Genomic DNA, 26528 nt, shown 5'->3' on the forward strand with positions numbered 1-26528 from the left:
GCTACGCGTCCCGCTTCATCCGGAGCACCACCTCGGTGCGGCCGACGTCAATCGTTTCGCTCTCGGCAGGCGAATAGCCGTCAGCCTCCACCGTCACCTCGTAGCTGCCTGCGGGTAGGCGCGCGGCGAAGGAGCCGCCGGGTGCCGGGATGACGACCGTCTCGCCCGTGTCGCGGTTGGTAGCGAAGACAGTGGCGTTCTCGATATTGACATGCGCCAGCGGCCCAAAGCCCGAGACATCGCCTGCGAGGATGCCGCTGCCGCCCGCGAGGTCGGGTGAGATTGGCTGCGCCGCGGACCTGTAGACCATCGCCTGTGGCTGCGAGAGGATTGGCGTATGGCCAGTCTGCATTCCGGCGCCGAGGATGCCAAGGGCGGTGAGGCTCGGGCCCTTCGCGTAGGCCTCGGCCGATGCGAGAGGCGGTTCCTCGTCTCCTTCAGGCGGCTCAGGCACGCCAAATGGCGCAGTCAGCGGCGGCACGGCCATAGGGCCGGGCGTGTCGAGATCGAAGAGCTTCCCGCGCAGGCGTTCGCCGAAGGCGAGATCTGAGCAATCAGCGTCGCAGCATTTCGACGGCAGGCAGAGGTCGCCCAGAACCACGAACTGCGACAGCGGGTCGTCGGTGGTGCCGCCCGCCGTTTCAACCATGCGCTTGGCCGCCTCGGCAAGGCTGGCGCCGCCGAGCGGCAAGTCCATCGCCCGGGCAAGCGCCTTGAGCTCCGTGTCGGCGAGCGCGCCAAGCTGCTCGAGGTCGCTGCGCAGCGCGTAGATCAAGACAAGCGTGCCGCCTTTCGGCACGCCGCCGCGATGTTCGAGCCCGGGGTGGCGCTGTGCGTAGCCCGAGAGCGTCAGGTCCTCGAAAATGGCGCGCATCCGGCGCATCAACTCGCCCATAAGCCCCGCGCCCGAAAGCGCCGTGGCTTGTGCGCGTACCGCGCTCGAGTAGTCCTTCATCATCAGGTTGTCGCCGGCGGTCTTCTGGCCCACCGCCCCGGGATCGACGGGGGCATTCACGGCGTAATCGTCGAAGCGGTCGGAAAATTGCGCCATCTTCGCGTCGAAGCCCTGAATGTCGAACTCTTGCAGCGAGGAGACTGCGCTCGCCGCCATCAGCTCTTCGGTGGCTTCGGTGAGCGCCACGGCCTTGTAGACGCGCGCCGCAGCCGCCTCGCGGTCGGTGCCCTCCGGCAGGTCGATGCTGGCGACCTCGGCGCGGACCTTCTCGTAGAGATTGCCGTCGCCCGGTGCGGCGGCGATCTTGCCATAGAGGCCGGCGATGGTGGCCTCGCCCTTCGCGGCGGCGTCTGCGGGGATCGTGACGATTGCCGCCTGTCCCTTTGTCAGCCCGTCGCGGCGCAGGCGCAGCATCAGTTCGGCCGATTTCTCCTTCACCGCGATCCGCTCCTCGGGGGCGATGCGGGCGAGTTCCGGAGCCTCGGCGGAGCGCAGGCTGTCGGTACGGGCCATGCGCAGAATGTTCTCGATATCGCCCGCGGCGAGTTCCGGCCCGCCGTCGGCCGTTGCGAAGACCCGCGCGGTGCTACTGCTGCTCACGCTGGCTTCACCGGGCCCATAATCGACCATTGCGACGGAGGCCATGCCCATGGTCGCCATGGGGGGCACGGTGTGGTCGGCCGTGGCCTGCTGGCCGATGGCGCGCAGGATTGCCACGAGAAAGGCCACGAGTGCAGCCAGAAGACCGAGGATCACCACCTCGAAATCGCCCATGCGGCACAGGATCAGCCGTTGCATGGCCCCTAGGGCGACCCGGGCCGAAGCGGCGTCCATTTGCTGCCCGCGCCCGGCAATGGAAAGGCCTGTCCAGACCGGCTCGATGGCGAAATCGAGACCGAGCACACGTTTGGTCTCGACAAGCTCGGCAATGGCGGTATCGAGCCGCCGTCCGACATGGCCTGCGACCGCGTAGAATTCCTGGTCGTCGAGGCGGAAGAGGAGCGGATGCGCGCCCGTTCGGGGGCTGTATTGGTAGGCATAGACGGTGTTCAGAAGTCCGCCCCGGGTTTTGGCAGGATTCCAGGCGCGGTGCAGATCGTCGCCGGTCGCGAAGGCATAGTAGTGCGGGATCGCACGCGCGCCGAGGGGCGCCGTATCGTATCGGCTGGGCATGATGCGGATCTCGCGGCCCACGAGGCCCCGCAGCTGGAAGCGTTGCGCCAGAAGCGTCAGGCGGTAGAACGCCGCGCGCAGATCGGCAAGCTCCGGGCCGTGTGCTGCAGCCGTCCAGCCCGTGCGCCGCCGGTCGGGGCGCGGCATCGGACCGAACCCGCCATTGGCAGCCAGCGGGTCGTAGCTGGCGAAATCCGATGGCGCGCCGACGACTTCGGACGCCGGTCTGGGTGCGGGGTCGGCGTCACCCAGCAGCACATGGCGCGGAAAGCGGGCCGCGCGGGGCAGGCAAGCGGCGTCGAACGCGCGTGCCGCGGCGACCACCTCGTTATAGCTTGCTGCAAGATCGAGCAGGTAGTGATAGGCCGATAGCGCGAGGAATGGCTCGGCCGCAACATTGCCCCAGAAGTTCCCGAAATAGTCGTCCGGGAACGGCCCGTTCGTATCCGGGAAGTCGGCCGCGGGAAAATCTTCGCGCAATAGGTGCCTGTACGCGGCCCAGAGCTCGCGCAGGGCGCCCGGTACCTGCGTCGAGGCGCGGAAGAAAATCTGCAGTAGCCGTGCGAAGAGTACCGGGTAGCTGCCGATCCCGAGGCGGGCAAATCCGATGTCCTCGATACGCAGGAAGGGCAGGGCGTGGCCTTGATGTGTCGCGGGATCTGCGGGGCCGTGCGCGGCATCGGCCACCATTGCGTCGGCGTGACTGCGGCGCACCAGCAGGCGGCGCAGCACCAGTTGCATCTCGGCGCCCCGGTCCGAGCAGTCGTTGATGTCGCAGTTGCGGAGCGACCGCTCGGTCATCTCCAGAAACAGCATCACCGTCTTGTCGCTCAGGAACTCGGAGCTGAGCGCGTCTGGCGTCAGCTCGTCCTCGGGGATCACCGTGTCGGTCGGGATCATTTCCCAGGTTTCGACCTGCCCTTCCTCGTCGAAAAGGTAAGGGTAGCGTGCGGCCTCAATATCGGCGGGTGTGGCATCGGTGCTTTCGGGCAGGGGCAGTTCGTAGGGGCGCACCCGGTCGCAGACGGTGGCTGCTTGGGCGATCACCATCCCGTGCGAGGTGACCGCGACCCCCCGACCTATATGCACACGCCCGGCTTGGTCCACGTCGATCCCGAAGCCGCACATGACGCCTATGCCTACCAGCGCGCGCCTGGTCAGCCGGTCCTCGGTGTCGAGGAAGGCGCGAAGATCGTTGAGGTGGCGCGCGGTGAGGGCCTGATTATCCTGGAATACCGGGAAATGGTCGAGAGACATGGCAGCTCCTCCTAGAACAGGCCGAGATTGGTCGCGCCAAGGCGTATGATCGGGCCCGCATCGCCCTCGTCGCAATCGTGCAGCACCGCTGCGGGGTTCACGGTGCTCAGGCCCTCCAGCACGCCGATCAGCCGGGACAGCGCTTCGACACGCGCCTCTTCGCTCGCCGCGGCATCGGCCTGGGTCTCCAGCCAGCCGCGCCACGCCCGGTCGAGCGCGCGCATGTCGGCGTCGCTGACCCAGCAAATGCGTGGGTGGATATGGGCAGGCGTCTCTTCGCGGATCAACCGCTCGGCGTAGCTGCGAAACCCCGGATCGCGGAAGCGGCTGGGCCAGTACGGCAGTATGATATGGACGCGGAAGGAATACGGGTCTTCTTCGCCGCAAAAGGCGCAATCCTCGGGCAGGCAGACCTGCATAAGCCGGTCCTCCGGGGCACGGGGGCGCAGCAGGACATGCTCTATGACATGAAGCCCTTCATCGTCGCAGAGCGTGTGGAGGAGCGTGTCGTGCCGCGCGACGAGTTCCCGAGCCCGCCGCGTGGCCTCGAGCCGGGTCGCGAAGGTCGTGCGGTGGCGCAGCTTGGCGCCGCTCCCGGCACGCAGCGTCAGCGAGAAGGCCCCTGGCGCCTCCTCTGCGACAACGAAGGTTTCTGCGCGCCGAAAGGTCTCGAAGATGGGGCGCGCTGCCTCGCGCGCGGCGGGCACGCCCCCAAACACTTCGTCCGACACGAAAAGCGGTTTGTCGGCGCCATCGCGGATGCGCACACGGGTGCCGCCCGAAGAGAAATATTCGAAAAGCTCTCCGAACAACGCGGCGCAATGCAGGTCGCGGCGGGTCGGATCGGCGATGCCGAGCAGCCGGGCCACACGCGCCTGCAGGCCGGGCACGTTGCGGGTGTCCCAGATGCGCGCAGGGTCCTCTGGACGGTAGTCGAACCCCGCGCTCCGCTCGCGGCCCAGTCGCGGCGCTTCGGCCAGGAAGGCCGCCTTGTCCTCGATCACCTCGCGCGCTGTCATCAGGCTGCCACCGTCAAGATCGAAACTCATCAGCGCATAATCCGTGAAGCGTTCGCTAAAACGGGCGAGCAGATGGTCGAGCGCACGGGAGCGGCGATCGAGGAAGGTTTCCTCGGTCTCGGCGAGGCGGGCGCATTCGAGCGGATCCGCAAGGCGCGCGGGATCGCGGAAGAATTCGGTTTCGTACTCGCCGAGCGTTCCTTCCGCGTCAGTGCTCAAGCCGGGGAAGTAGCTCTGTGCGAGGGCGGGATCTGGTGAAAGAAGGCGGCGCGCGGCGCCTAGTTGACCCGCATAGTCGGCGATCAGCCAGTCGAGATGGGCGAGCCAACCCTTGAGCTGACGCGCCTGTCCGATCCGTTCTGGCGGCGCGGTAGGGGGCAGGCCCGCGGGCCCGATCCCGTAGGTCTGCGGCAGATCGTTCTGAACCGAGTAGGCGGCACCGGGGTTGCGGTAGCGTCCGATGGGAACGGGGATCACCTCTTCCTGCGGCACGTAGAGTGCCGCATCGGCCATCTCGCGCAGATGGGTCAGCGTACGGCGGAACTCGAGGCTCTGGGCGCGGTAAGGCAGATCGTCCTTGTAGAGGACCAGTTTCGTGCCCGCTAGGTAGAGTACCGGCTGGTGCCCCGGCGGCACTGGTAGGGTCCAGCGCTGCGTCGGCCCCACCGCGCGGCCCTCGGCGTCATAGGCGCGCAAGGTAAGGTCGCGGATCCCGCGCACGCCGTCGAGATCCGCCACGAGATTGATCACGTCGGAGCTGTGAACCTCAGTCCTGAGGTCGCTCGCGGCAAGCTCCTCAGCAGTGAGGAAGCCGTGCTTGGTGAAAACCGGTGCGCCGCCGTAAGTGAAACCGTAATCGACGTAAGGTCCGTTGTAGATCTCGTCGGCGGGACGGCCTTCGTCCAAAAGGTCCGCAAGACTTCGCCAAGCCAGTGGCGGCGACAAATAGAGTTCGATGGCATGGGCGATCTGAGCCTGCACGCGCTCGATATCTGCATCGGGAGCAAGGTCTATATCGGCGCAGACGCCAACGCGGAAGGCGGCGACGGTGTCGATGTCGAGCGCGTCCTCGCAGAGCGCGCGGTTGGCGTGAAAGACGCTGGCCACCCGGTCGAGCGCGGCGCGGCGACGGCGCTGTTTGTCCCAGAAACGCATCAGTCCCGGGTCGGGCGCGCCAAGCGCCGCGGCGAGCGTCGCCGCGTCGATCACCAAGGGATCGGCGGTGGGGCGCGGGCGGTCGTTGGTCACCGTGACGCGGAGTGGGTCGAGGTCGATCGTGCCGCCGCCCTCTCGAGAAAGGCGCGCGCGGACCGTGAAGGGCCCCGTGCCTTCGACTACGGGCGAACCGTCTAGCCCCGTCGCCGCCGCGCCCGTGCCGAGTGCGGCCAGCACCTCCGGCTCCGACGAGATGTGCACCGATGCACCCTTGAGCGGCCCAGCGGAGAAGCGGTGGTCGAGCCCGGTCTCGTCGAGCGTGCCCAGCACCGGGTCGCGTTCCAGTGCCACGCGCAACCGATAAAGACCTGACAGGCGCACGGGATGGGTCGGGTGGCCGTCCACGTCCGCTGCCTCGGTGAGTTCGCCATGGCGGCAATCGGCGTAGATCGGCACCTCCGAGAGGCGGTAGGCGGTGGGACGCGCCGGGTCCTGCATCGGGTCGAGCCAAGCGTTGCGCACATCGGCGACGCGGGCCATCAGCATCCGCCAGTCCGCCACTGTGAGCGGCGCGCAGGGCAGCGCTTCGTGCGGCGGATGGAGCCCGGTCTCAGCTGCGGGGCCGATGGTGCCATCGGGCCGCGTGAGCAGGTCGACCGTCGGAAGGCCGGTGCGGTAGCCGAGATCGCTGATGGCGTAGGCCAGCGCCTCGAGCAGCGTGATGCCGGGATCGGTGGCGTTGTGATCGGTCCAGACCCGGCCCGCGATGGCGCGTATGCGCTCCATGCCGATTGCGCGCAGGGCTTCGTAATCCATCTCCACAGGAAGATCGGCTTCGCGCGGCAGCACAGTCGGGATCAAGGAATCCCTCATGTGCCCACCTCAGCTATGACATGCTTTGCGGCGGAGACGAGGATCGAGCGGGCCGTGGTCGCCGTCACGGTCTCAAGGTCCATGGGCGCCCAGGGCATGCTCGCGTCGGGGCGGTGGGCCATCGTAACGTTCTGCAGGTAGTCGACGTAGGGCAACTCTTCGACGAAATCGATCACGCTCGACTTCCTGAGTGTGCCGCCGAAAGTGATGTCCGCGCCTGACCCGCTGGACCAGGGCGCGAGGAATTCCGTGACCGCACGGTCAACTTCGGCGAGGTAGAAGGCCACGTCGGCCACATCGTCGTGGAACGCCACGTCGAAAGTCATACGCACCTCTTCGAAGCGGGGATTGGCGATTTCCAGCCGCACGAACGGCGAGACGCGAGACCGAAGAAGCTTGTCGACCTGCCCAAGCGTCGCCTGATCTGTGAAGGGCCGGAGCGGATCGAGATGCGGCCGACCGACAGTCCAAGGCACCGTCACGACAACCACACCACCGGGTTTGAGTTCGTTCTCGGCCACGACCGCACCGGCCTCGCGCTGGAACTCGGTATGGTGAAGACATTTCACGCGGTAGATGCCCGGAATGGCCTCGAGCACCAACCGCTCGTAATCCCACATGGTCGAGGCACGATCCTTGTGCCGCAGCCGCTCGGCGGCGCGGCGGCGGAAGGCTGCGGTGCCCTCCTCCGCGCGCCCGCCGAAGCCTGCGTAGGGCTGTGCCGCGCCCTTGATCGCCGGATCGGGGCTCGCAAGCTTCTTGATCGTTCCCGGTGGCAGTGGGGAGGCGGCGAAGATCGGGTCGGCCTCCGGTGTCAGATGCGTGGCCCGCACTGCCTGCGCGGTGATCGACAGGATATCGTTCAGCGCAGCAGCTCGGTCCGGCACTGAAAGGCGCAGCCAGTGACGGCCGCCGGGCAGCACTGAATGGTCGCGGTTGGCTTCGCGCGGCACCGCGAGTCCCATGATCGCCGACGCCGCGAAGCCGCCGGTCTTGTCGTCTACCGCCTGCGGGGCGAGCGCGACCCAATCGTCGCCGGCCAGTGCGTGCACCGCCAGCACCGGCAGGCTCAGAAGCGGATCCCCCGTGCCGCTTGCCACCTGCACGTGCAGCGTCAGTCGCGCGGGGGCCTCGAAGCCGTCGATGCCGAGATAAAGAGCAGCCTCATGGTCGAGGGGCGGCAGCAAGGGCGAGTCCTCCGATGCGCGCGCGGCAACACCGTAGGGACACACATGGTAGAAGGTCGCGGGCGGGCCCGCTTGCGTGCGGTAGGAAAGCGTCAGCGCGGTCAATGTCGGTGTGAACGGGTCGCGCGGCAGCTTCGACCCGTCGGGTTCCTCACGGTAGTTGAAGGCCCCGTTCTCTATGAATGCCGCGCTCCAGGGGTTCGCCATCGACACCATAGCGCGGGTCTGCTCGGACATGTGGCGTTCATGACCAAAGCCGTTGCGCAGCTTGAGCCTCAGGTAGCCTGCGCGGCTGTCGGGCCGGAAGGGCGGATCCTCAAGCATCATCGGCCCGTCGCCAGGGGCAATGTCGATATCTGCGAGACGCCGCCGCGTCGGGGTGGTTGCGGTGATCCGCAGGTTCGCCTGCGCGGACGCGCCCGCCCATGCGCCCCCTTTCAGATAGGCGACGTCGGCAGTGTAGTCGGAAGCCGGCGCACCGAGAAACCAGGCTCCCGAGGAATAGGTCTCCTGCCATTCGGGCCGGACGTAGAGCCGGTCGAGCGGCTTCGCGAATATTTCGGCGGAGCCGAGGATCAGAGCCGCCCCGCCCTTGGGACGCGCACCAAAAGCCGGGCTCGGCTTCGACAGGTCGAGCGTGCCGTCGTCGCTTTGGGCTGTGAAGCGTCGCAGCCCGCTTGCGCTGACGCGCAGGTTGACGGTTTCGACGCGCGCGGCGCGCAGGCGTGCGAAGGCGCAGGCGGTCTGGTCGGTCTCTCCGTCGAAATCGAAGCGGTACTCGGCCACTGGCAGGCCCGGCGCGTAACCCGCGCCTTCGGCCTCGGAATGGAGCGCGGGATCGAACGGCACGATCTCGGGTGCGTCGCCATCGAGCGTGAACCAAAGCTGCCCGTATCGGGGAACGCTGAAAAAGGTCTTAAGGGTCGCGGCAGTCTCGAACCACCCCTCGGGGCCGGTCAGGCGGACTCGTATCGCCGCCCGAAGCCCGCCGCCCACCGGCGTGTCGAATTGCAAGTTTAGCCGGATCGAACGCGTTCCCTCCCGGCAGAAGAGACGCCGGTCGGCCACGGCGAAGCCCACACGCGCGAAGGGCAGGGCGGGCGTGCCGTCGGCGCGCCAGGGTCGGGGGCCGAAGGGCCGCCAGCCGGTCGTCGCGTCGGGAAGCTCCGCGCCCAGTCCATCTAGGCTGTTCACGACAGCCGCCGCGAAGGCGGTATCATAACTTGAGCCGCCTTGAACCGTCCGGTGCAGCCGCACAGCGCGAAGATCGGTCAGCTGTCCGCGATTCACAACAAGATCGTCGGTCGTCGCAAACAGCGCCTCCGCACCGCTCGCATCCTTGCCGGCCTTGAGCGCGGTGCCTGTGCCCAGAAGATGCGCGTTGGTCCCGCGCGCGAGTTCGGGATGGACGATGACCGATTGAGGTGCGGCGGGTCGGGGAGCAAGGCGCAGCACGTCGCGCAGGTAGAAGTCGAGATGCCGCCCTGTCAAACCGTTCAGTGCCTCGCGGGCCGGGTCGAGCATGGCGAGGAAGGCAAGAAACAGGGCATAGTCAGGCGTTGGCTCCTCGCCAGCCGGGATCGCACCCGCAAGCCGCGTTTCGAGCGCGCTCGTAGCTGCGATCGCGGCGCGCTCGACAGCGCGGAAGAGGCGCTCGAGATCATCCACCAGCAGGTTGTAGGTCAGCACGTCGTAGACCTGCCCGTAAAGCGAGGCTGCCTGCTGCCAAGGCGCTGCATCGCCTGTGACGTCGACGGTAAAGCCCGCCCAGTCGGGGGTGCCGAGGGGTGCGGTGACACTGGCGGGCAGGGGTCTTGTGGTCAGCGGGCCCGCGCCAACGACCAGCGCAGCGACCGTGCGCGAGAGCGGTGGGCGTGCGTCGCCGGGAGCCCCGGTGCCGAGATCGCCAGGGTCGACCGCCGTGTCCGCCGCAAAAGGCAGGCCTGCTCCGATCGCTCCCTTGTAGAAGGCCACGAGCGTGTCAAGCGGCCCGCCCATTTCTGCTGCCACGAGGGCTTCAAGGCGGCCCCGCAGCGGGTGGTCCCGCGCCAGCCGGGAAAGAGCCGTGCCGAAGGCCGCAACGAGGCCGACGGGCAGGTGAAAAAGTATGCGAAGCTGGCTTTCCATCTCGGCGGGCGGGCGGTCGGGATCGCTTGTAAGGAACTCCTGCAGATCGGCGAAAGCGGCGCGCGCCTCGGTCACCGGCAGGCGCGCGAGCGCGGACAGGGCTGCCGCCGCGTCCGTGGTGAAGAAGGGCTGCCAGTCGCCCGCGTCGCCGCCGATCTCGCCGTAGCGAATAACCTCCTGTGAGAGCCGCGCGGCAGTGAGGATCAGATCGGGCGTCTCGCGTTCGTCGATACCGAAGAAACCTGGGTCGAGCTCCGCTGCATCGCGTCCGCCCTGCGTCGTGCCCGCGCGGGTGAGCGGCGAGCGCGTATTGCAGCGCCCGGCCATCAGGCACGCGCCTCGAGATAGTACGGGAAGACCAGGTTGAAGCGCGAGTTCGCGCCCCGCACCGAAAAGTCCACATGGATGTCGAGCACACCGTCGACACGTGCCGTTACCTCGACACGCTCGGCGTCTATGCGCGGTTCGTGGTACAGGATCGCACCGCGAACCAGCGCCTCGACATAGCTCAGCATCGAGGCGTTCATGGGGTGGAAGACCCGCTCGTGGAGCGAGCAGCCAAATTCCGGCCGCATCAGCCGTTCACCCAGCGCCGTCGAGACGAGAACCCGCAGCGCCTCGCGGATGTCCTCGATCCCTTCGGCCATTACCACCGCGCCGCGCGCCGCCGGACCGCTGCCTGACGCTTCGAAACGCGGCGGGAAGCTCCAGCCGCGCCCGATGAAGCGATCCTCGGCCGCCATGGCCCTCAGTCCCCGATCAGGACGGTCATGGCGCCAAGGGCGATCGTTCCGCCGTGCGCCGTGCTGTCGCCCATCCGAACGGCGGGTTTGCCGCCGACCCGCACCGTGCCGGACCCTGCCAGCAACGTGTCGGGCGGGCCAACGCAGACCGCGGTGTCACCCACCGTGGCTGCGGGTGCCCCCTCGATCATTACGGTAGCCGCCGTACCCATGACCGGCCCGCCCACGTGGGGCACCAGTCCGGTAGTCATCGGGCAGGCATGAAAATCGCCCAGTCTCGCCGCCGGTGGCATCGCCTCTTCCTCCCTCGTTCTCTCTTTCCGTCAATTGATCTGCACCAGCGCGCCCTTCACGACGCAGATCGCGCTGCTTTCGAAACTGGCCCCCGCGCTGCCCGAAACGGCGGCCTGTCCGCCGGCCTCCATGCCGAGGTTCGTACCTGCCTTGCCCTCGAGATCGGTCCCGGCATCAAGCTTTAACGCCTTGCCCGCCGCGATGGAGATGCCGCTCGCGGACAATTCTATCTCGTTGCCGTTCTGATCGGTGAGGATCACCTTGCCCGCGTCGTCGTCCAGCACCAGCGAAGCGCCGCCTGCGGTCGAGAGCGTAATCGCCGGCCGCGCATCGTTGAATTCCAGCCGGGACTCCTTTTGGGAAACGTAGGCTTTCACCGCGTTCTCGTCGTCGCCGGGCACCGGGGCAGGATGGGCTGATGAATGAAGCGCCCCCAGAACCACCGGATCGCGCGGATCGTCCCCCAGAAAGCCCACGACAACCTCGTCTCCAATCGAGGGGCGCATCACGAGCCCGCGGCCGTCACCCGCCTCAAGGGTCGCGAGGCGCGCGCGCAGAGGCGTGTCCGGCGCGACATGAAGCGTGACCGTGATCGCGTCTTCCCCTTCGCCATCGGTCAGCCCCTCGACGGTGGCGAGTTGCAGCCCCGCAATCGGCGGGATTGCAGCGGCCTGCGGCGTCGCAGCTGCGGAGGGCAGCGGAAGGCCGAGTTCCAGTGTCGTCAGCCAGTCGCCCCGCCCAATCTCATGCCGCACGCCCCCCACCAGAACCTGCGTCTCGAAACGGCGACCGAACCCCTTGAGCGAGACCACCGCACCCGGTGCTATATCGGCGCGGCCCTGGACCTCCACCGTCCCGCGCAGCCCGGCCTGAGCGTGACGCGTCAGCCGCGCGCCGACCTGCATGTCAAGCGCCGCCGCGCTGCGCCCGCCCGCGTCATGCACTGCATCCCTGCCGCCCAGCACATCGGCGAGGCCGTCAACCGCCGTCGATGGGTCCGTGGCCTCTGCGCTCACCGTCTCCTGGTCAGCGGGACTCCAGCCCGTCACGACAGCCTCTGCGAGCGGGGCCTCTGCGTCGAGTTCGATGTCGAAGCGAAAGATGCCCTGACCGAATTCCAGCGTCGCGCTTGGTGCCTGCGACAGGTCGAGCCTTCTGATCGAGATGGTGCCCCCGTCGCAATCGATGACGAGGCCCATCGCGCGGGCCCGGGCAAGCGCGAAATCCCAGCCCGTCGCCTGGGCCTGCACGATCTGGGCCTGCGTCTCGCCATCCTCCATCTCGACCGTGACGCCTGGCGCCTCGAGCGCGGCGCGGATCGCGTCGGCATCTGTGCTGTCCACCGACACGCGGCTTACGCGCGCCACCGTGGAGGCCACGACGGGATCCTTCAGCTCGATAACCAGCAACGTGTCGCCGCCGCGCCCCGCGGTCAGCCGCTGGCGCGTGACGATGCCCGAAAAGACTTTGGCGTCGCCGTCGCCGTAGCCTGTAAGCACCTCGATCTTTGCCCCCGGCGCGAAGGTCTCCGACGCGCTTACCGGGAAGTCCTGTGTCGCCGGGTCGCCATCCTGGATCGTGATCTGGGCGCGTGGGACCCGGTCGAGCATGCGCAGCGTGCTGACGCTCAGCACCTTCACCGTTCCGTCGACGGCGCTCCCGTTCGAGGTGAGGCCGAGCCGGACGAAACCGGTCGAGATCACGCGCCCGTCCGGCATTCTACCCTCCCAACGGCGGCAATACGACGGCACGCCCCTCGTCGACGCGCCGGATGGTGTCGAGACCGTTGGCGCGCGCCACGTCGACGGTGTAGCGGGTTGAACGATAGACGTCGAAAACCATCGAGGGCAGGCGGTCACCCGCAAGGGCCACACGCACATGGTCGATATCCGGTGAGGAAAGGTTCTTCTCACGCTCCGACGTCTTCGGGTCCTTGTGCTCCTTGAAGGTGGCGTCGACCGTGGCCCGCAGCGGCAGACCGTCGGAGGCAAAAAGCGTGTAGGTGATGGTAAAGCTTTCGAGTACGCACACGGCCGAGAGCTTTCCCCAGACCAGCATCAGGAAGCGCGGGCGGTGGGTGTTGCCCGAGAAGCCCGTGGTCTTGCGGAACGCCTCGAGTTGTTCGGTGACCGAGTTCTTGCCTTCGTAGCCTTCGGAATAGCCGGTGCCATCCATCATGAGCTTGAAGGCATAGGTCTTGGGTTGGATCGACTTGAACTTCGCCTCCTGTCCAACGTCACCATGGGCAGGTTCGGTTGGCGCGAGTTCGATCTTGGTCTCGTCGGTGTAGCTTTCAGGGTTGAACTGCACCTCGAAGGGCGGGCCGGCAGGCTTCTCGATCTGGAAGGTTTCGGAGTGCTCGAACGGCAGTATGGTGAGCTTGGTGAGCATCTCAGGGCTCCTCCCGGCGTCTGAGCGCGCGCATGACCTCGTCGACAGCCTCCTCCACGAGACGCGCGCGCTCGGCGCGGCGCTCGGCCTCGGACTGGGCCGGGACCTCGCGGGGGGCGCCGATCTCGCCGCGGATTACGATTTCGGAAATGACGAGCGGCATCAGACTCTCCTCAGGTCGCGGTAGCTGAGTTCCAGCGTCTCGATGGCGAGCGCGCTGGTCTCGGCATTGAAAGCGCCCACCGACCACTTCACCGGCCAGGCACGCGAGGCGACCCAACTCGATAGCGGTTCATGTGCGGCGTCGAGCAGGTGAACTGTCACGTCAACGGGCCGGATCGAGAGGTCGAAGCTTGCCTGCAGCGTATCCTCCAGCCAGTCCTTCAGACCCCCTTCGGGCACGTAGCCGCGCTTGAGCAAGAGGTTCTGCTGACGCCCGCGCCCCGGCAGACGGTGCTGGAAGCGGTTCTCGCCCCCTTCGGCAAGGGTCTCGACCTCGCGTTCCATGTCGAGGCCGGAAACCTCCTGGAAGCGCATGTCGCCTTCCGCTGCTCCGTCAAGCGCGAAGCCCACGGAGAAGTGGAAAGCGAGAGGAGGCGTCTCAAGTGCCATCAAGCCGCCTCGATTGTGATGCCCTCGTGGGCGAGTTCGAGGGTCTCGATCGCGATCTCGTTGCCGTCGGCCTTCAGATCTGTGGAGGTGATCTTGGCGGGCCACGCATCGCGCAGTTTCCAAACCACCACCGGCTGGTGCGTCTCGTCAAGGAGCGAGACCGTCACGTCGCGCCGCTCGGCCTTGTTGTAGTAGACCTGGCTCGCCCATTCGAAAAAGGCGTTGTCCGCCTTCATCATGCCGCGCTTTAGCACGACGTTGGCTGTCTTTTTCAGCCCTGGGATCTTCTGCTTGACGTAGTTGCGATCGGCACCGTCCCGATACTCGATGATCTCGGTCTCGATATCGAGACCGGAAGCCTCGGTGAAGCCGATGCGGTCCATGCCCGCCTCGACCATGAAATGGTATTTGGGAAGGGGAAACTGTTCCATGTCGTGGTCCTTTCAGCCGCTCAGGAGGAGGGCAGCATCTGCTCGAAGGTGATCTCGATGAACTCGGCGGGACGCACGGGTGCCACGCGTACCACGACGCGGAGGATCCCGTTGAGGATGTCGTCAGCAGTCATCGTGACGCCGAGTCCCACGAGCACCTGGTAGGCATGCTCGGTCTTCTCGCCCTGCAGCGCGCCGATGCGCCACTGGGTGAAAAGAAAATTCTCGATCATCGTCTGCAACCGCACCCAGGTGGTGCGATCGTTCGGCGCGAAAACGAACTGATTCGTGGCTTTCTCTATCGATTCCTCGATCATCAGCATCAGCCGTCGCACCGGAATGTAGCGATACTCGTTGTCGTTGCCCGCGAGCGTGCGTGCGCCCCAGACCAATGTGCCGCGCCCGGTGAAGGCCCGGATGACGTTGATCGACTTGCCGGAGGTCGGGTCCACATTGAAATCGGCGTTGATCGAATCCGAGACCCGCACGGCCGGGCCGATAACCCGGTTCAGCCCGATATTGGCCGGTGCGAAATGCACACCCTTGTTGGCATCGATCGTGGCGTAGGCGCCTGCAACGAAGGGTGAGGGCGGGAGCGTGACGAAGAGACCCGAGACGAAGGCCTTTGCGGCGTTGTAGATCGCCGTTTCGTCATCGCGTACGGTGCTGTGGTTGATGGGCGCGTCTGCTGCGATACCGGCTATATCCGTGGGGGCGCCGGGCGCGGCGCCGTCTGCGGGGATAACCTGCTGCTCTGCTGTAGCGAGAGTGATCTGCGACTCATTGGTACGCCAGGGGATGTTGGTGCGCAGGTAGGGCCAGTAGCAGGCCCCGTATTGCAGCGCCTTTGGGTCGGTCGGCGAGAGATTACCGCGGAATGTACCGATGTTGCTGGAGTTCACGTACCGGCCCGCATGGGCGCCGAAGGAAGGCGATCCGTCGGGATAGCCGCCCGGCACGTCGCCGATCATGAAGCGGTCCTTGGTATCAAGCCCCGAGATCAGACCCTGTTGGATCACCGCCTCTGTCTGGCCCGCGGCGAGCCGCGACGCCTCGGGGCAGACGATCAGGGTGGGTTCGTCCACCGCCGACATGGCGTTGATCGCGGCGATGAACTCTGCCTGTGTCGGTGCCGTGTTCCCTGTCGAGTAGATCCAGCAGGTTCCGCCGCCATTGTCGTAAAAAGCGGTCAGGGCGTAGTGCATCATCTCGACCGGCAGCGGATCGAGGGGCGCATTCAGTGCGATGTCGACCCCGAGGAGCGCGTTCGTCCCCTGCGCCACTCGTTTCAAAGCCGTCAGGACAATGGGCTGGATCGGTGCCTTGCCGAAGGTCTGTTCGTATTCCAGCATTGTCGTGATGCGGGTCGCCTCGTTCACGGGCCCCACCGGCGTACGACCGATGAAGACCGGGATCGCCGTGGCAACCGAGGCCACCGCGGGTGGAATTGTACTGCGCTCCTGGATTATGACGCCGGGCACGGAAAACATCGCTCACTCCCTTTTTCCAAGACCCGCGCGGGGGCCGTTGCTTGGCCGGTGCGGGCGCACCGGGCTGGGTGGCGCTCAGCGCCGGTCGAAGACGACGCGGTAAACCACGCCATCCGGTGCGGGGACGGCCTCCTGGCGCGTCTCCCAGAAGAGTTCGACGATGCCACGCGGTGCGCGCGCGAGTATTTCTGCATCGGCGTAAATGCCGCGGTCGAGCGATCCAGCGGGATCGGATACCGCGCGCAGACGCGGCGTGGCAGCGTGCTCGAGTGTCAGGGTGATGGTCGCCTCTGCAGCGCCGGGTTCCGCTGCGACGTCCATCCGGTCGATGACCGCGCCGCCCGGAACCATCTGCGCCTCGACCGCATCGGGCGCCCCGCCGCCCAGATCGACACCTATCGTCGCGGTTTGGCCCGCAAGGGTAACCGCATCGCCCGCAGTCACTGCGGCGCCCTGTTGCAGCGCCGTGCCGCTGGCGCGGATGCCGCCAGCCGACGTCAGGTTCGACACGTAGAGGACGGGACCACGCGCTGCATCGAAATCGGGCTCGAACAGGCGGGAAAACTCGGCGCTTACGGGATTGAGCGCGAAAGCGAAGCGGGTGCGCACCGAGATCGGCCCTTTCAGCGGATCCGGCCGCGCATCGTAACGCCGGGAATAGAGCGTGAAACGGTCGGGCCAGTCCCGAAATGTGAGCGCATGGCGCGCCAGACGTTCGCGCGTGCCGGGCAAGGGAGACGCCGTGAGACCGGTGAGCAGGTTGCCGACCGCGTCTTCGAAACACACGGTCACGAACGGGTGCCAACTCACCGAAAGGGTCACGAACCTACCCTCCGTGTCAGCCCCGTCTCGAGCCGTAGCGCGGTTACCTCCGGCGCATCGGCCCCGGCATCCGACTGGATGCGCAGCAACCGCATCTTGTAGACGACTGATGGGTGATATGCGCCGCCCATCACGCCCCACAGATTGTTCAGCGCCTCGAAGTTCATATTGTGCATCTCGAAGATCAGACCCTCGATTCCCGGTGGCAGCGGGTTGCCGCCCGAGGCTGTCGCGGGAGTGAATGCGCGCTGGGACTGGAATATCCCGATCACCTCCGAGAGCCGCGCGAGGCTGGTTTCGTAGGCCTGGAACTCGAAGGCAAAAAGCAGGTAAAGATTCAGTGCGACGGGTGGCTCCCGCCGCCTCAGAACGCCGGCCACCCGCTCCGTCGCGGGCTCGTTTCGCAGCGCGATTTCCTCTTCGACATTGACCAATGTGATCGACACGCCCTGCGCCTGGTTGCGTTGGGTCAGGACACGCGCGCTCTCGATTATGACGTCCGTGTCGGCTAGTGCCAGACGGTCACGAACCTCGCGACGCACATAAGAGATCGCCTCATGAATCACATTAAATGCCTGTTGTCGCAGGATGTTATGGGACTAAAAGCATTCGTTAACCGCGAATCAAGCGTAGCAGCGTAAACCGATTCGGAAAACAATCATGTCGCGAGGTGCAGCGGCGTTGATGACAGGTTGGGTAGCCCCTCCTGCTGGCACTTGTGCCAGATTGATCCGGACCCAATCATGAAGAATTGGCCTTTGAGGAGGTCTCGATCATAGGCGTTGACCTGGCAATGCAGGTCTTCCACCTGCATGGAGTGACATCGGAAGGCGAAGTCGTGTTTCACAAGAGGCTGTCGCGCGAGCAGTTCTTCGCGTTCATGCAGAGGCATCCCGGATGTCTCGTTGTCATTAATGAATGACGATACGGACCAGTTTATCGGCTTCATCAGGGACGAGGCAGTGACAAGCGTTACGATACGTCACGGGTCGGGCAGCGACATAACACTCTACTGCTTTGTGGACGACCTGCGCTTCAATACCGCAGCTGCTATTCCGCTACCCGCGGGCCTGCCTTTGGCCACGCCCGCGCCGAAGTCCTTGTCGTTCCAAGCTGTAATTGATTGGACGCAGGCAACCCCTTGTTGACAGCCACGTCCATGGGCTTTGCGCGAACGGCATTGCGGCGGCGCGGTCCAGGTCGCTATCTGAAATCACAAGGCGCAACCGATCTGAGCTTACAAACTTGCTGCGGGGCGTGCTTTGTGGCCCTGTTCCATCGCCACGACACCACTCAAAAGAAGAACCTGCATGAAATGGTGACATTGAAAGACATCAGCAAGGCCACCGGCGTGTCGGTGACGCAGGTGAGCCGCGCGCTTGGGGGCCATGGCGATGTGAATGCGGCGACGCGGGAGAAGGTTGTCGAAGCCGCGGCGCGGCTTGGGTATCGCCCGAACGCGATCGCAAAGGGGCTCAAGACCGGGCAGACCGGGTTCGTGGCCATGGTCATTCCCAGCGATATCGACGCCTCGGGACGGGAGATCATGTTCGACATGGTCGTGGGCATCTCGCAGGCTGTGTCGCGCCACGGGCTGAAATTCCTGCTGCATGTCGTGGATACCGCAGCGCAGGTTCCGGCTGCATATGATCTCTTGTTCCAGGGCGGCGGGATCGACGGTTTCATCCTGACCGACCTGCACGAACCCGATCCGCGTGTCGCTTATCTGCAGGATCGCAACATGCCCTTCGTGGTGCACGGTCAGTATCCAGAACGGTCGCACGCGTTCGTCGATCTAGACAATTTCCGGGTGGGGGAGGTTCTGGCGGGCTGGCTGCTCGATGCCGGGCATCGCCGCATCCTGTTCCTGAACGGGCACGATGACCGGATATATTCGAGCACGCGGGTCGCGGGCGTTCAGCACGCCTTTGCGGTGCGGGGTCTGAACCCGGGCGCTCTGGACGTGGCGCACGGCCCGATGACGCGGGCGCGCGGGCGCGATGCGGCACTGGAACGCCTGCGCCGCCCCGACCGGCCTACCGCGATCGTCGCGGGCAACATGATGCTGGCGCGCGGGGTTTGGGATGCCGCTGCGGAATGCGGACTGCGCATTCCCGACGACTTGTCCGTGACCGCTCATGACGACGTGCTCGCGCAGTATCCCGCCAGCGGGTTTGACCCCATCCCGAGCGTGACGCGTTCTGCGCTTCCGACCGCCTGGGCCGCGCTTGCCGACACCGTGAGCCGAACCATCGCCGGCGGTGAACCGGAACGCGAAATCGAATTGCTTGTGCCCGAAACGGTTCCGGGCATGTCGGTAGCGCCGCCACCATCGGACGAGTCGCGCGGCTGATCCCGCCACGATCAAGAGAAAATGCTGGAGAACCAGGGCGGTCTGCAGGTTCTACGGGCCATCGCGCGCGTGATTGACTTGCCAGATTGTCGATGATATCAAATCCGAAACGTTTCGGGTAATAGAGGAAACGTTTCGGATGGCACTTTTGAGCTATCTCGACGCGGGGCAACGCCAACCATCCAGCGGGAGGAACCAGGAATGACCAATCTTGCAAGAAAGACCGCCATCGCGGGCGCATTGGCCGCGCTCTGCCTGCCGACACAGTCCGCCGGGCAGCTGCTGCATCAGCCGGGGGATGGCCCGTTCAACTGGGATGCGTATGACAGCTTCGCCGCGGCGAATGATTTCTCCGGCCAGACGCTGACGGTCCTCGGAGCGAGTACGGGAGTGGACAAGACACGGCTAGAACACGTTTTCGCGTATTTCGCCGAAGCGACCGGCGCCGAGGTTGCCTATTCCGGCTCAGACAGTTTCGAGCAGGACATCGTGATTGCGCTGCAGGCCGGGTCGCTGCCGGACGTGGGGATGTTCCCCCAGCCGGGTCTCGCGATGGACATCGCGGCACGGGGCGGGCTTTCCCCAATGGCCGATGGCACCCGCGACTGGTACGAGACAAATTTCGCCGCCGGGGCGTCTTGGGCCGATCTTGCAAGCTTTCCCGGGCCGGACGGGGACACACGGGTCTATGGCACGATCTTCGGCACCGACGTGAAGTCGCTGGTTTGGTATGCGCCAGAAGTATTCGAGGAACTTGGCTACGCTGTTCCCGAAACGATGGAAGAGTTGAAGGCGCTCACCGACCGGATCGTCGCTGACGGGCTGGTGCCGTTCTGTCTTGGGCTCGGGGCGGGGGCCGCGACCGGCTGGCCTGCGACGGACTGGGTGGAGGATTTCATGCTCCGGACCCAGCCGCTCGAGGTGTACGACCAATGGGTCAACCACGAGATCCCCTTTGACGATCCGCGCGTCGTGGCCGCAATCGCGGAATTCGGACATTTCGCCCGCAACGACGCCTATCTCGACGGCGGTGTCAGCGGGGCCACGACCATCGATTTCCGCGACAGCCCGAACGGGCTGTTCGAATTTCCGCCGCGCTGCGTGATGCACAAGCAGGCTTCTTTCATCCCGAACTTCTTCCCCGCGGGGGTGGAGATGGGTGTCGACGTCGATTTCTTCTATTTCCCGGCCTATGCGGAGAAGGATCTGGGCAGGCCAGTGCTGGGATCGGGCGGTCTGGCGACGGTGATGGCTGACAAGCCGATCGCCCATGCCTTTATGGAATACCTGCAGACACCGTTCGCACATGAAATCTTCATGTCACAAGGGCAGATCCTGACCCCGCATCTGGGGGCCAACCCGGACGCCTACGCTAACGACACGCAACGCAAGCTGGGCGAGATCCTGACCAGTGCCACCTCGTTTCGCTTTGACGGGTCCGACCTGATGCCTGGCGAGATCGGTACCGATGCGTTCTGGAGCGCAATGGTGGACTATGTCTCGGGTGCGGCATCCGCCGCCGAAGCTGCCGCCGCCATCGAGGCGCGCTGGAACGAGATCCGCTAAAACCGACATCCGGGCCGTGGCGAAAGCCCCGCCCGCCTAAAATCGGGACACGTATTCATGACCACGTCCGACATGGCCTGGTGGCAGGCTGCCACCGGATACCAGATCTACCCGCGCAGCTTCTGTGATAGCAATGGTGACGGGATCGGGGACATCCCCGGCATCATCTCGAAGCTTGACCACCTTGCCGATCTGGGCATCGGGTTCATCTGGCTGTCGCCGGTCTATGCCTCGCCCATGGCAGACAACGGCTACGACATCGCCGACTACCGGGCCATTGCCCGCGAATTCGGCACGCTCGAGGACATGGACCACCTGATCGCCGCGGCCCGGGCACGCGGCATCGGGATCGTGATGGACCTCGTGGTCAATCATTCGTCGTCCGAGCACGCTTGGTTCAAGCGTGCTCGCGCGTCTCGGGACGCCCCCGAGCACGAGTATTATATCTGGCGGAACCCGGCGCCTGATGGCGGGCCGCCGAGCAGCCATCGCGCCAGTTTCGGTGGGTCCGCCTGGACGTGGGAACCGGCAGTCGGTCGGTACTACCTTGGCCACTTCAGCCCCGGACAGCCTGACCTGAACTGGCAGAACCCGGCGCTGCGGCGAGAGATCTACAAGATGATGACCTGGTGGCTCGACCGCGGCATCGCCGGGTTCCGCATGGATGTCATCAGCCTTATCGGAAAGGACGTGGACGCGGGCATCTACGAGGAAGGTCCATATCTGCACGGCTTTCTGCAGGAGATGCACCACGAGACGCTGGCCGGGCGCGACATCGTTACCATCGGCGAAAGCTGGTCGGTCAGCACCGGCACGGCACTGCTTTATTGCGGGCGCGACAGGGCCGAACTGGACATGGTGTTCCAGTTCAATCACGTCACCGCCTTCGAGGATCCCGAGTTCGGCAAGTTCCGCCCCAAGCCGTTCGATCTGGTGCGTTTCAAGCAGGTCTTGTTCGACTGGCAGCGTGCGTTGGCCCAGGATGGCTGGAACGCGCTATTCCTGTCCAATCACGATCTTCCGCGGCAGGTGTCGAAATACGGTGACGACGGACGTTATCGCGTCGAGAGCGCCAAAATGCTGGCGACGGTCATGCACCTGATGCGCGGCACGCCCTTCATCTATCAGGGTGAGGAGATCGGCATGACCAATACCGCGTTCACCCGGATCGACCAGTTCCGCGATGTCGAAACGCTGGGCCACTACGTCGACCAGACCGCGCGCGGCGTGACGGTCGGGGATTTCCTGACGGGCGCCAACGCCAATGGCCGCGACAACGCCCGCACGCCGATGCAATGGGATGGCGGGCCGCAGGCCGGTTTCACGACCGGCACACCTTGGATCGAGATCAACCCGAACCACGCGACCGTCAATGTCGAAGCCGACCGTGCCGACCCGGACGGCATCTTCGCCCACTACCAGCAGCTGAACCGCTTGCGCCGCGAGATGCCGGTGATCGTGACGGGCGCGCTTCACCCGATGGCCGAGGATCACCTTGCGGTTCTGGCCTATACCCGGACGGATGGCACCACGCGGGTCGCTGTCGTGGCGAATTTCAGCGGCGATGCGGTCGATTTCGATGTGCCTGCCGGGATGGAAGGGCATGGGACGTGCCTTGTCACAAACTACGCCGCTCGCGCGGCAATCCGAGGCCGCATCACGCTCAGCCCTTACGAGGCCTTCGCGATCCTGCAATCGAACGCCGAGTGACCCGGATACCAGAGGCTTCCATGAAAGACATGACCGACATGCCCGCTTCCCACCGCCCAGACCGGCAAAACGCTCCCGCGTGGTGGCAGACCGAGGTGATCTACCAAATCTACCCGCGGTCCTTTCAGGACTCGAATGGCGACGGGATCGGCGACCTGGCGGGGATCGAATCCCGCCTCGACGAGATCGTGGCGCTTGGCGTCGGGGCGATCTGGATCTCGCCCTTCTTCCCATCACCCATGGCCGATTTCGGCTATGATGTGTCGGACTATTGCGGTGTCGATCCGATGTTCGGCACGCTCGCTGATTTCGACAGCCTGCTCGCTGCCGCCCATGCGCGCGGATTGAAGGTGATCCTCGATTTCGTGCCGTGCCATTCGTCCGACCAGCACCCGTGGTTCGTGGAAAGCCGCGCCAGCCGCAGCAGCTCGAAACGCGACTGGTACATCTGGCGCGATGCGCGGCCAGATGGGAGCCCGCCCACCAACTGGATCGGAGAATTTGGCGGTTCAGCCTGGACCTGGGACGACACCACCGGGCAATACTACCTGAGCGTGTTCCTGTCCGAACAGCCTGCGCTGAACTGGGCCAACCCTGATCTGCGCACCGCCATGCTGGATGCGATGCGCTTCTGGCTGGACCGAGGCGTAGACGGGTTCCGGGTAGATGCGATCATCTTCGCTGCCCCCGATGTTGACGGTGGCGATCATCCGCCGAACCCCGACTGGACACCGGCCATGGGTCCCGCGCGGTCGCAACTGCAGACCCGGCTCGCGCACCAACCTGGCGTGTTCGACGTGGTCCGCGACATGCGGCGCGTGACCGACAGCTACCCGGACCGGGTCCTTATCGGTGAGACCTCGGGCACACTGAACGATGTGATGCCCTACTACGGGGCCGACATGGATCTCTTTCACCTGCCGTTCTATTTCGCAATGCTCAGCACGCCTTGGCAAGCCGATGCGCTCTCTGCGTTGGTTGCGCGCTACGAGGCGGCGTTGCCGGACGGGGCCTGGCCGACACTGGTTCTGGGCAACCACGACATCAGCCGGATCGCGTCGCGCGCGGGCGTCGCACAGGCGCGGGTGGCGCTGACGTTGCTGCTGACCCTGCGCGGCACGCCGGTTCTGTATCAAGGTGACGAGATGGGCATGGACAACGCGACCATCCCGCACAACCGGGTGCAGGATCCGTGGGAACGCCGGGTGCCGGGGCTCGGGTTGGGCCGCGACCCTGCGCGCACGCCGATGCCATGGACCGACATCGATCATGGCGGGTTCTCGACGACGGAGCCGTGGCTGCCGCTGCACCTGCCGCCCGAGGGCAGTTTTGCGCGGCAGGCCACCGATCCCGGTTCCATGCTGAACTATGCCCGGCGATTGATTGCTCTGCGCCGCGCACACTCCGCACTGTCCCAAGGTACCTATCGCCAGATCCATGTCGGTCCGGACGTGATGGTCTTTGAACGTCGCGCGGGGACCAATCGGTTGGTCGTATGCCTGAACATGTCGGCGACCGCACAGGGGGTGTCAGCCAGTGGTGTGCCTGTCCTGTCTTCGTGTGGCAATCGCGTGGAAGCCTTCGTCCGAAAGCTGGTTCTGGCACCTAACGAAGCCGTCATCCTCGACGTGTCTCCCGGCGGGTGAGTCGTGTCGCCGAGTGGGCAGTCTCGGTGGCAGCCCTCGTCAAGCATTGATCACAGATCGTGACAACGATGTCGACGTTCAGGATGAAAAACTCAAGCGTTACCAACGTCTGCGCATATTCCTCTGTGAATTTAGTCGGTTCCAAGGCGCAAAGGCATTGGCGATGAACCTCGCGCGGTCTGGAAGCACAGTTGTTAAAGGGCACTTAGGGCGCGGGCGCGGGAATGGTCGGTGTCCCCGGTTCACTGACAGCGGCTCGCGCCCGTCCCTGATATCTGCTTTCCGCCCTGGTGCGCCATTTCCCAACGGACCGCGACTGTTGTCGCCGACGATCCACGCCGCTTCGCATTTTGTCCCAAGCAAACAACGGCCCGATCCAGTTGATGGATTGCACCTTGTGCGCCCTCGGTCGAAGGCGCAACTGGCGGCCAAGCTATGCCGCCCCTTTCCACCGCTCAGGCCTTACGTAGACGACAGTTTCGTCGATGCTGACCATCACGTCGCCGTCTTGGATATTTACCTGAAGCTTCATCGTGCGGCGGGCAAGGTTCGTCAGGGCAGCCGCGTCCTGTTCAGAGAAAGCGAACACCTCGAGATTGTCGAAACGGGTGGTGCCGGACCTGACCTTTTCCCACCAAGTTTGCGCAACCTTTCCACCATAGGCATAGACGACTACCTTCGCGGCCTTGCCGCAGGACTGCCGCATGACCTTCTCGCTCGGGAGTCCGAGCGCTACCCACAGATCGATCTGTCCACTCAGGCTTTTTTGCCAGATGTCGGGTTCGTCGTCCGTCGACAATCCTTTGGTCATTTCCAGATGCTCGTGGGCATTCAGTGCAAAGGCCACAATGCGCAGCATCATACGCTCTTCAGTCTCGGAAGGGTGCTTGGCAACGGTCAACTTGTGGCTGTCGTAGAAGTGTCGGTCCATATCGGCGACCGAAAGCTCGATTTTATAGATGGTAGCATTCTGCGCCATGATCTTTACCGACCTCCAAGAAAAGGCATGCCTACTTGGTTCGTCGAACCTTGGAAAGACGGCATGGGGCTGTCCTCGGCGCGGGGCTGAGAGAAGCGACGACCGCGCCGACAATTCCTTGATAGATGCCGTCGTGATCGGCATACGGGATAAGACAGGTCCTTCTGTGCCATGAGGGCGTGCTCTCAGCTGCGCCTACGAGTGGCGTGAAGGACGCATTCTCGGTTGCCAGGGTATCTAGACTGCGAAGGAGCTTGAGTCATTCCCACGCTGCGACCATGCAAGCGTTTATGAGCCATTTCCCCGCGCAGCCCCCGGTCTCCGAGGCCATCCTCGGCTGGTCACTCTACTTCGAAGACCAATTGGTGTCTGGCGAACGACATCTTCTACGGATGCGCATCGCGACGGTCCACCGGACCAAACTGATCGCGCGGTCGCCATCTGGCACCGTCCGGCTGCGCCTGTCCGACGGGACGCGGACGTCAGGCTTCGCCGTCGGGGATTGGGTGCTGGTCGCCCCAGAGACCCATCTTCTGTGCCGTCGATTGGACAGACGAACGCTCCTTCAGCGGCACGGCGGGGGCGGGCACGTCACCCAACTGATTGCCGCGAATGTGGACACGCTCTTCATCGTCACATCCTGCAACGAGGAATTTAGTCCGGCCCGACTCGAGCGCTATCTGGCGCTTGCAAACGACGCGGGCACGACCCCGGTCGTGGTCCTGACAAAGATCGATCGCGCGACCGATGCCGAAAGCTTCCGTCTGCAAACGGAAGCACTGCAGCGCGGACTGGTCGTGCTTATGCTGAACGCAACGGCGCCTGAGGCAGCGCAGACCTTGGCGCCTTGGTGCGGCGTTGGCCAGACCGCCGCTTTTGTCGGGTCGTCAGGCGTAGGCAAGTCCACGCTGCTCAATACGCTCGCGGGCAAGTCGGCACAGGACGGACAGGCCACGGGGCCCGTGCGCGAGACAGACGCAAAAGGCCGTCACACGACGACATCGCGTTCGCTCCATCTGACCGAAACCGGCGGCTGGGTGATCGACACCCCCGGCATGCGGTCGCTCAATCTCGGCGGCCTATCGACCGGACTGGACGAACTGTTTGAAGAGATCGTCGACCTTGCCCCGCGTTGCCGTTTCCGGGACTGCACGCATGCCCATGAGCCAGGCTGCGCGGTCAGGGCTGCCATCGAGGCCAAAACCGTCGATCCTGCGCGCCTCGACCGATGGCGCAAACTTTGTGATGAAAATCGGAAGAACACCGCCGTCGGGACTGGTCCACGTGGAAAACGGGTCATGAAGCTGCCAGACAAAGGACGATAGGATGCGTTCGGCCCTCGACGGACTTCTGGCAGGGTTGCAATGGCCGCGGCCCGTTTTCCGCGAACCGTTCATCCGTTGCACCGTGAAGCATGGTCTGCAAGGCGGAGGTCCGCAGCGCGGAGATACTGATGAAAAGGTCCGTCGCTTGGCGTACAGGGCTTTGTTTCACTCGTTCTGGGTGTGGAGTGCAGGCGATGACGGGGCCAAGGCAAGTCGCTTAGGGAGCGCCGTTTTACGACTTCTCGATCGAAGGGGTGGTGCCTCTGGATCACCCGGTGCGCGGTATCGACTGGTCCTTTGATCTGTCGCATGTGCGGCCGCTGCTGGCACCTTTGTTCAGCTCTGGCGGCCGGCCGTAGATCGATCCCGAACCGATGATGCGCTTGCTGCTGCTGGGCTGTTGCATGCGCGTCCGGTTCG

19 protein-coding genes are annotated in these 26528 nt (G+C 65.0%); 5 read left to right on the forward strand and 14 right to left on the reverse strand.

The features are described 5' to 3' along the window. Position 1: 1 nt before the first annotated feature. The 13 genes from DKT77_RS19095 to DKT77_RS19150 all read right to left on the reverse strand — a co-directional run bounded on the left by DKT77_RS19095 (position 2) and on the right by DKT77_RS19150 (position 17095). The gene (locus DKT77_RS19095) at positions 2-3385 is read right to left on the reverse strand and encodes a carboxypeptidase-like regulatory domain-containing protein (RefSeq protein ID WP_109813239.1); all 3384 of its coding nucleotides are present in this window, start codon (positions 3383-3385) and stop codon (positions 2-4) included. 11 nt (positions 3386-3396) lie between these two features. Then, the gene (locus DKT77_RS19100; RefSeq protein WP_146205048.1) at positions 3397-6432 is read right to left on the reverse strand and encodes a hypothetical protein; all 3036 of its coding nucleotides are present in this window, start codon (positions 6430-6432) and stop codon (positions 3397-3399) included. Further along, on the reverse strand, positions 6429-10073 hold the full coding sequence (locus DKT77_RS19105) for a baseplate J/gp47 family protein (protein WP_109813241.1): 3645 nt from the start codon (positions 10071-10073) through the stop codon (positions 6429-6431). The genes DKT77_RS19100 and DKT77_RS19105 overlap by 4 nt, the downstream gene beginning before the upstream one ends. Beyond that, on the reverse strand, positions 10073-10489 hold the full coding sequence (locus DKT77_RS19110; protein WP_109813242.1) for a GPW/gp25 family protein: 417 nt from the start codon (positions 10487-10489) through the stop codon (positions 10073-10075). Before DKT77_RS19110 ends, DKT77_RS19105 begins: the two co-directional genes overlap by 1 nt. 5 nt (positions 10490-10494) lie before the next feature. Continuing rightward, on the reverse strand, positions 10495-10782 hold the full coding sequence (locus DKT77_RS19115; RefSeq protein WP_109813243.1) for a PAAR domain-containing protein: 288 nt from the start codon (positions 10780-10782) through the stop codon (positions 10495-10497). Between the two features lie 30 nt (positions 10783-10812). Then, positions 10813-12501 carry a phage baseplate assembly protein V gene (locus DKT77_RS19120; RefSeq protein ID WP_109813244.1) on the reverse strand — a complete coding sequence of 563 codons (1689 nt, stop codon included), beginning with the start codon at positions 12499-12501 and terminating at the stop codon, positions 10813-10815. A gap of 1 nt (position 12502) precedes the next feature. Continuing rightward, positions 12503-13174: a CIS tube protein gene (locus DKT77_RS19125; protein WP_109813245.1), complete on the reverse strand. Its 672-nt coding sequence runs from the start codon at positions 13172-13174 to the stop codon at positions 12503-12505. A 1-nt stretch (position 13175) separates the two neighbouring features. Next, positions 13176-13337 carry a DUF5908 family protein gene (locus DKT77_RS21245; RefSeq protein WP_238548035.1) on the reverse strand — a complete coding sequence of 54 codons (162 nt, stop codon included), beginning with the start codon at positions 13335-13337 and terminating at the stop codon, positions 13176-13178. After that, positions 13337-13786, reverse strand: a complete 450-nt coding sequence (locus DKT77_RS19130) for a phage tail protein (protein WP_109813246.1) — start codon at positions 13784-13786, stop codon at positions 13337-13339. The genes DKT77_RS21245 and DKT77_RS19130 overlap by 1 nt, the downstream gene beginning before the upstream one ends. Further along, on the reverse strand, positions 13786-14217 hold the full coding sequence (locus DKT77_RS19135) for a phage tail protein (RefSeq protein WP_109813247.1): 432 nt from the start codon (positions 14215-14217) through the stop codon (positions 13786-13788). Before DKT77_RS19135 ends, DKT77_RS19130 begins: the two co-directional genes overlap by 1 nt. Positions 14218-14237: 20 nt before the next feature. After that, positions 14238-15707: a phage tail sheath family protein gene (locus tag DKT77_RS19140; protein ID WP_109813248.1), complete on the reverse strand. Its 1470-nt coding sequence runs from the start codon at positions 15705-15707 to the stop codon at positions 14238-14240. Positions 15708-15782: 75 nt separating this feature from the next. Next, complete coding sequence (locus DKT77_RS19145; RefSeq protein ID WP_109813249.1) at positions 15783-16529, reverse strand: hypothetical protein; 747 nt, start codon at positions 16527-16529, stop codon at positions 15783-15785. Next, a complete protein-coding gene (locus DKT77_RS19150) occupies positions 16526-17095 on the reverse strand; it encodes a Pvc16 family protein (RefSeq protein WP_238548036.1) in 570 nt (189 codons plus the stop codon). Before DKT77_RS19150 ends, DKT77_RS19145 begins: the two co-directional genes overlap by 4 nt. A 749-nt stretch (positions 17096-17844) precedes the next feature. On the opposite strand from DKT77_RS19150, the gene DKT77_RS19160 reads away from it, so the two are divergent. The 4 genes from DKT77_RS19160 (at position 17845) to DKT77_RS19180 (ending at position 23804) form a co-directional block, all read left to right on the forward strand. Continuing rightward, the gene (locus DKT77_RS19160; protein WP_238548037.1) at positions 17845-18882 is read left to right on the forward strand and encodes a LacI family DNA-binding transcriptional regulator; all 1038 of its coding nucleotides are present in this window, start codon (positions 17845-17847) and stop codon (positions 18880-18882) included. Positions 18883-19083: 201 nt separating this feature from the next. After that, positions 19084-20448, forward strand: a complete 1365-nt coding sequence (locus tag DKT77_RS19165; protein ID WP_109813253.1) for an ABC transporter substrate-binding protein — start codon at positions 19084-19086, stop codon at positions 20446-20448. Positions 20449-20505: 57 nt separating this feature from the next. Further along, complete coding sequence (locus tag DKT77_RS19170) at positions 20506-22158, forward strand: glycoside hydrolase family 13 protein (RefSeq protein ID WP_109813254.1); 1653 nt, start codon at positions 20506-20508, stop codon at positions 22156-22158. Between the two features lie 20 nt (positions 22159-22178). Continuing rightward, positions 22179-23804, forward strand: coding sequence for an alpha-amylase family glycosyl hydrolase (locus DKT77_RS19180; protein ID WP_238548038.1), 1626 nt, complete (start codon positions 22179-22181; stop codon positions 23802-23804). A 433-nt stretch (positions 23805-24237) separates the two neighbouring features. Here the strand turns inward: DKT77_RS19180 and DKT77_RS19185 are convergent, their stop codons facing one another. Beyond that, positions 24238-24783: a YaeQ family protein gene (locus tag DKT77_RS19185; RefSeq protein WP_109813257.1), complete on the reverse strand. Its 546-nt coding sequence runs from the start codon at positions 24781-24783 to the stop codon at positions 24238-24240. 278 nt (positions 24784-25061) lie between these two features. Between DKT77_RS19185 and rsgA the strand changes: the two genes are divergently transcribed. Next, the gene (gene rsgA, locus DKT77_RS19190) at positions 25062-26108 is read left to right on the forward strand and encodes a ribosome small subunit-dependent GTPase A (protein ID WP_238548039.1); all 1047 of its coding nucleotides are present in this window, start codon (positions 25062-25064) and stop codon (positions 26106-26108) included. Positions 26109-26528: the final 420 nt, after the last annotated feature.

Source organism: Meridianimarinicoccus roseus, assembly GCF_003172915.1.
In the GTDB taxonomy this organism is placed as follows: domain Bacteria; phylum Pseudomonadota; class Alphaproteobacteria; order Rhodobacterales; family Rhodobacteraceae; genus Meridianimarinicoccus; species Meridianimarinicoccus roseus.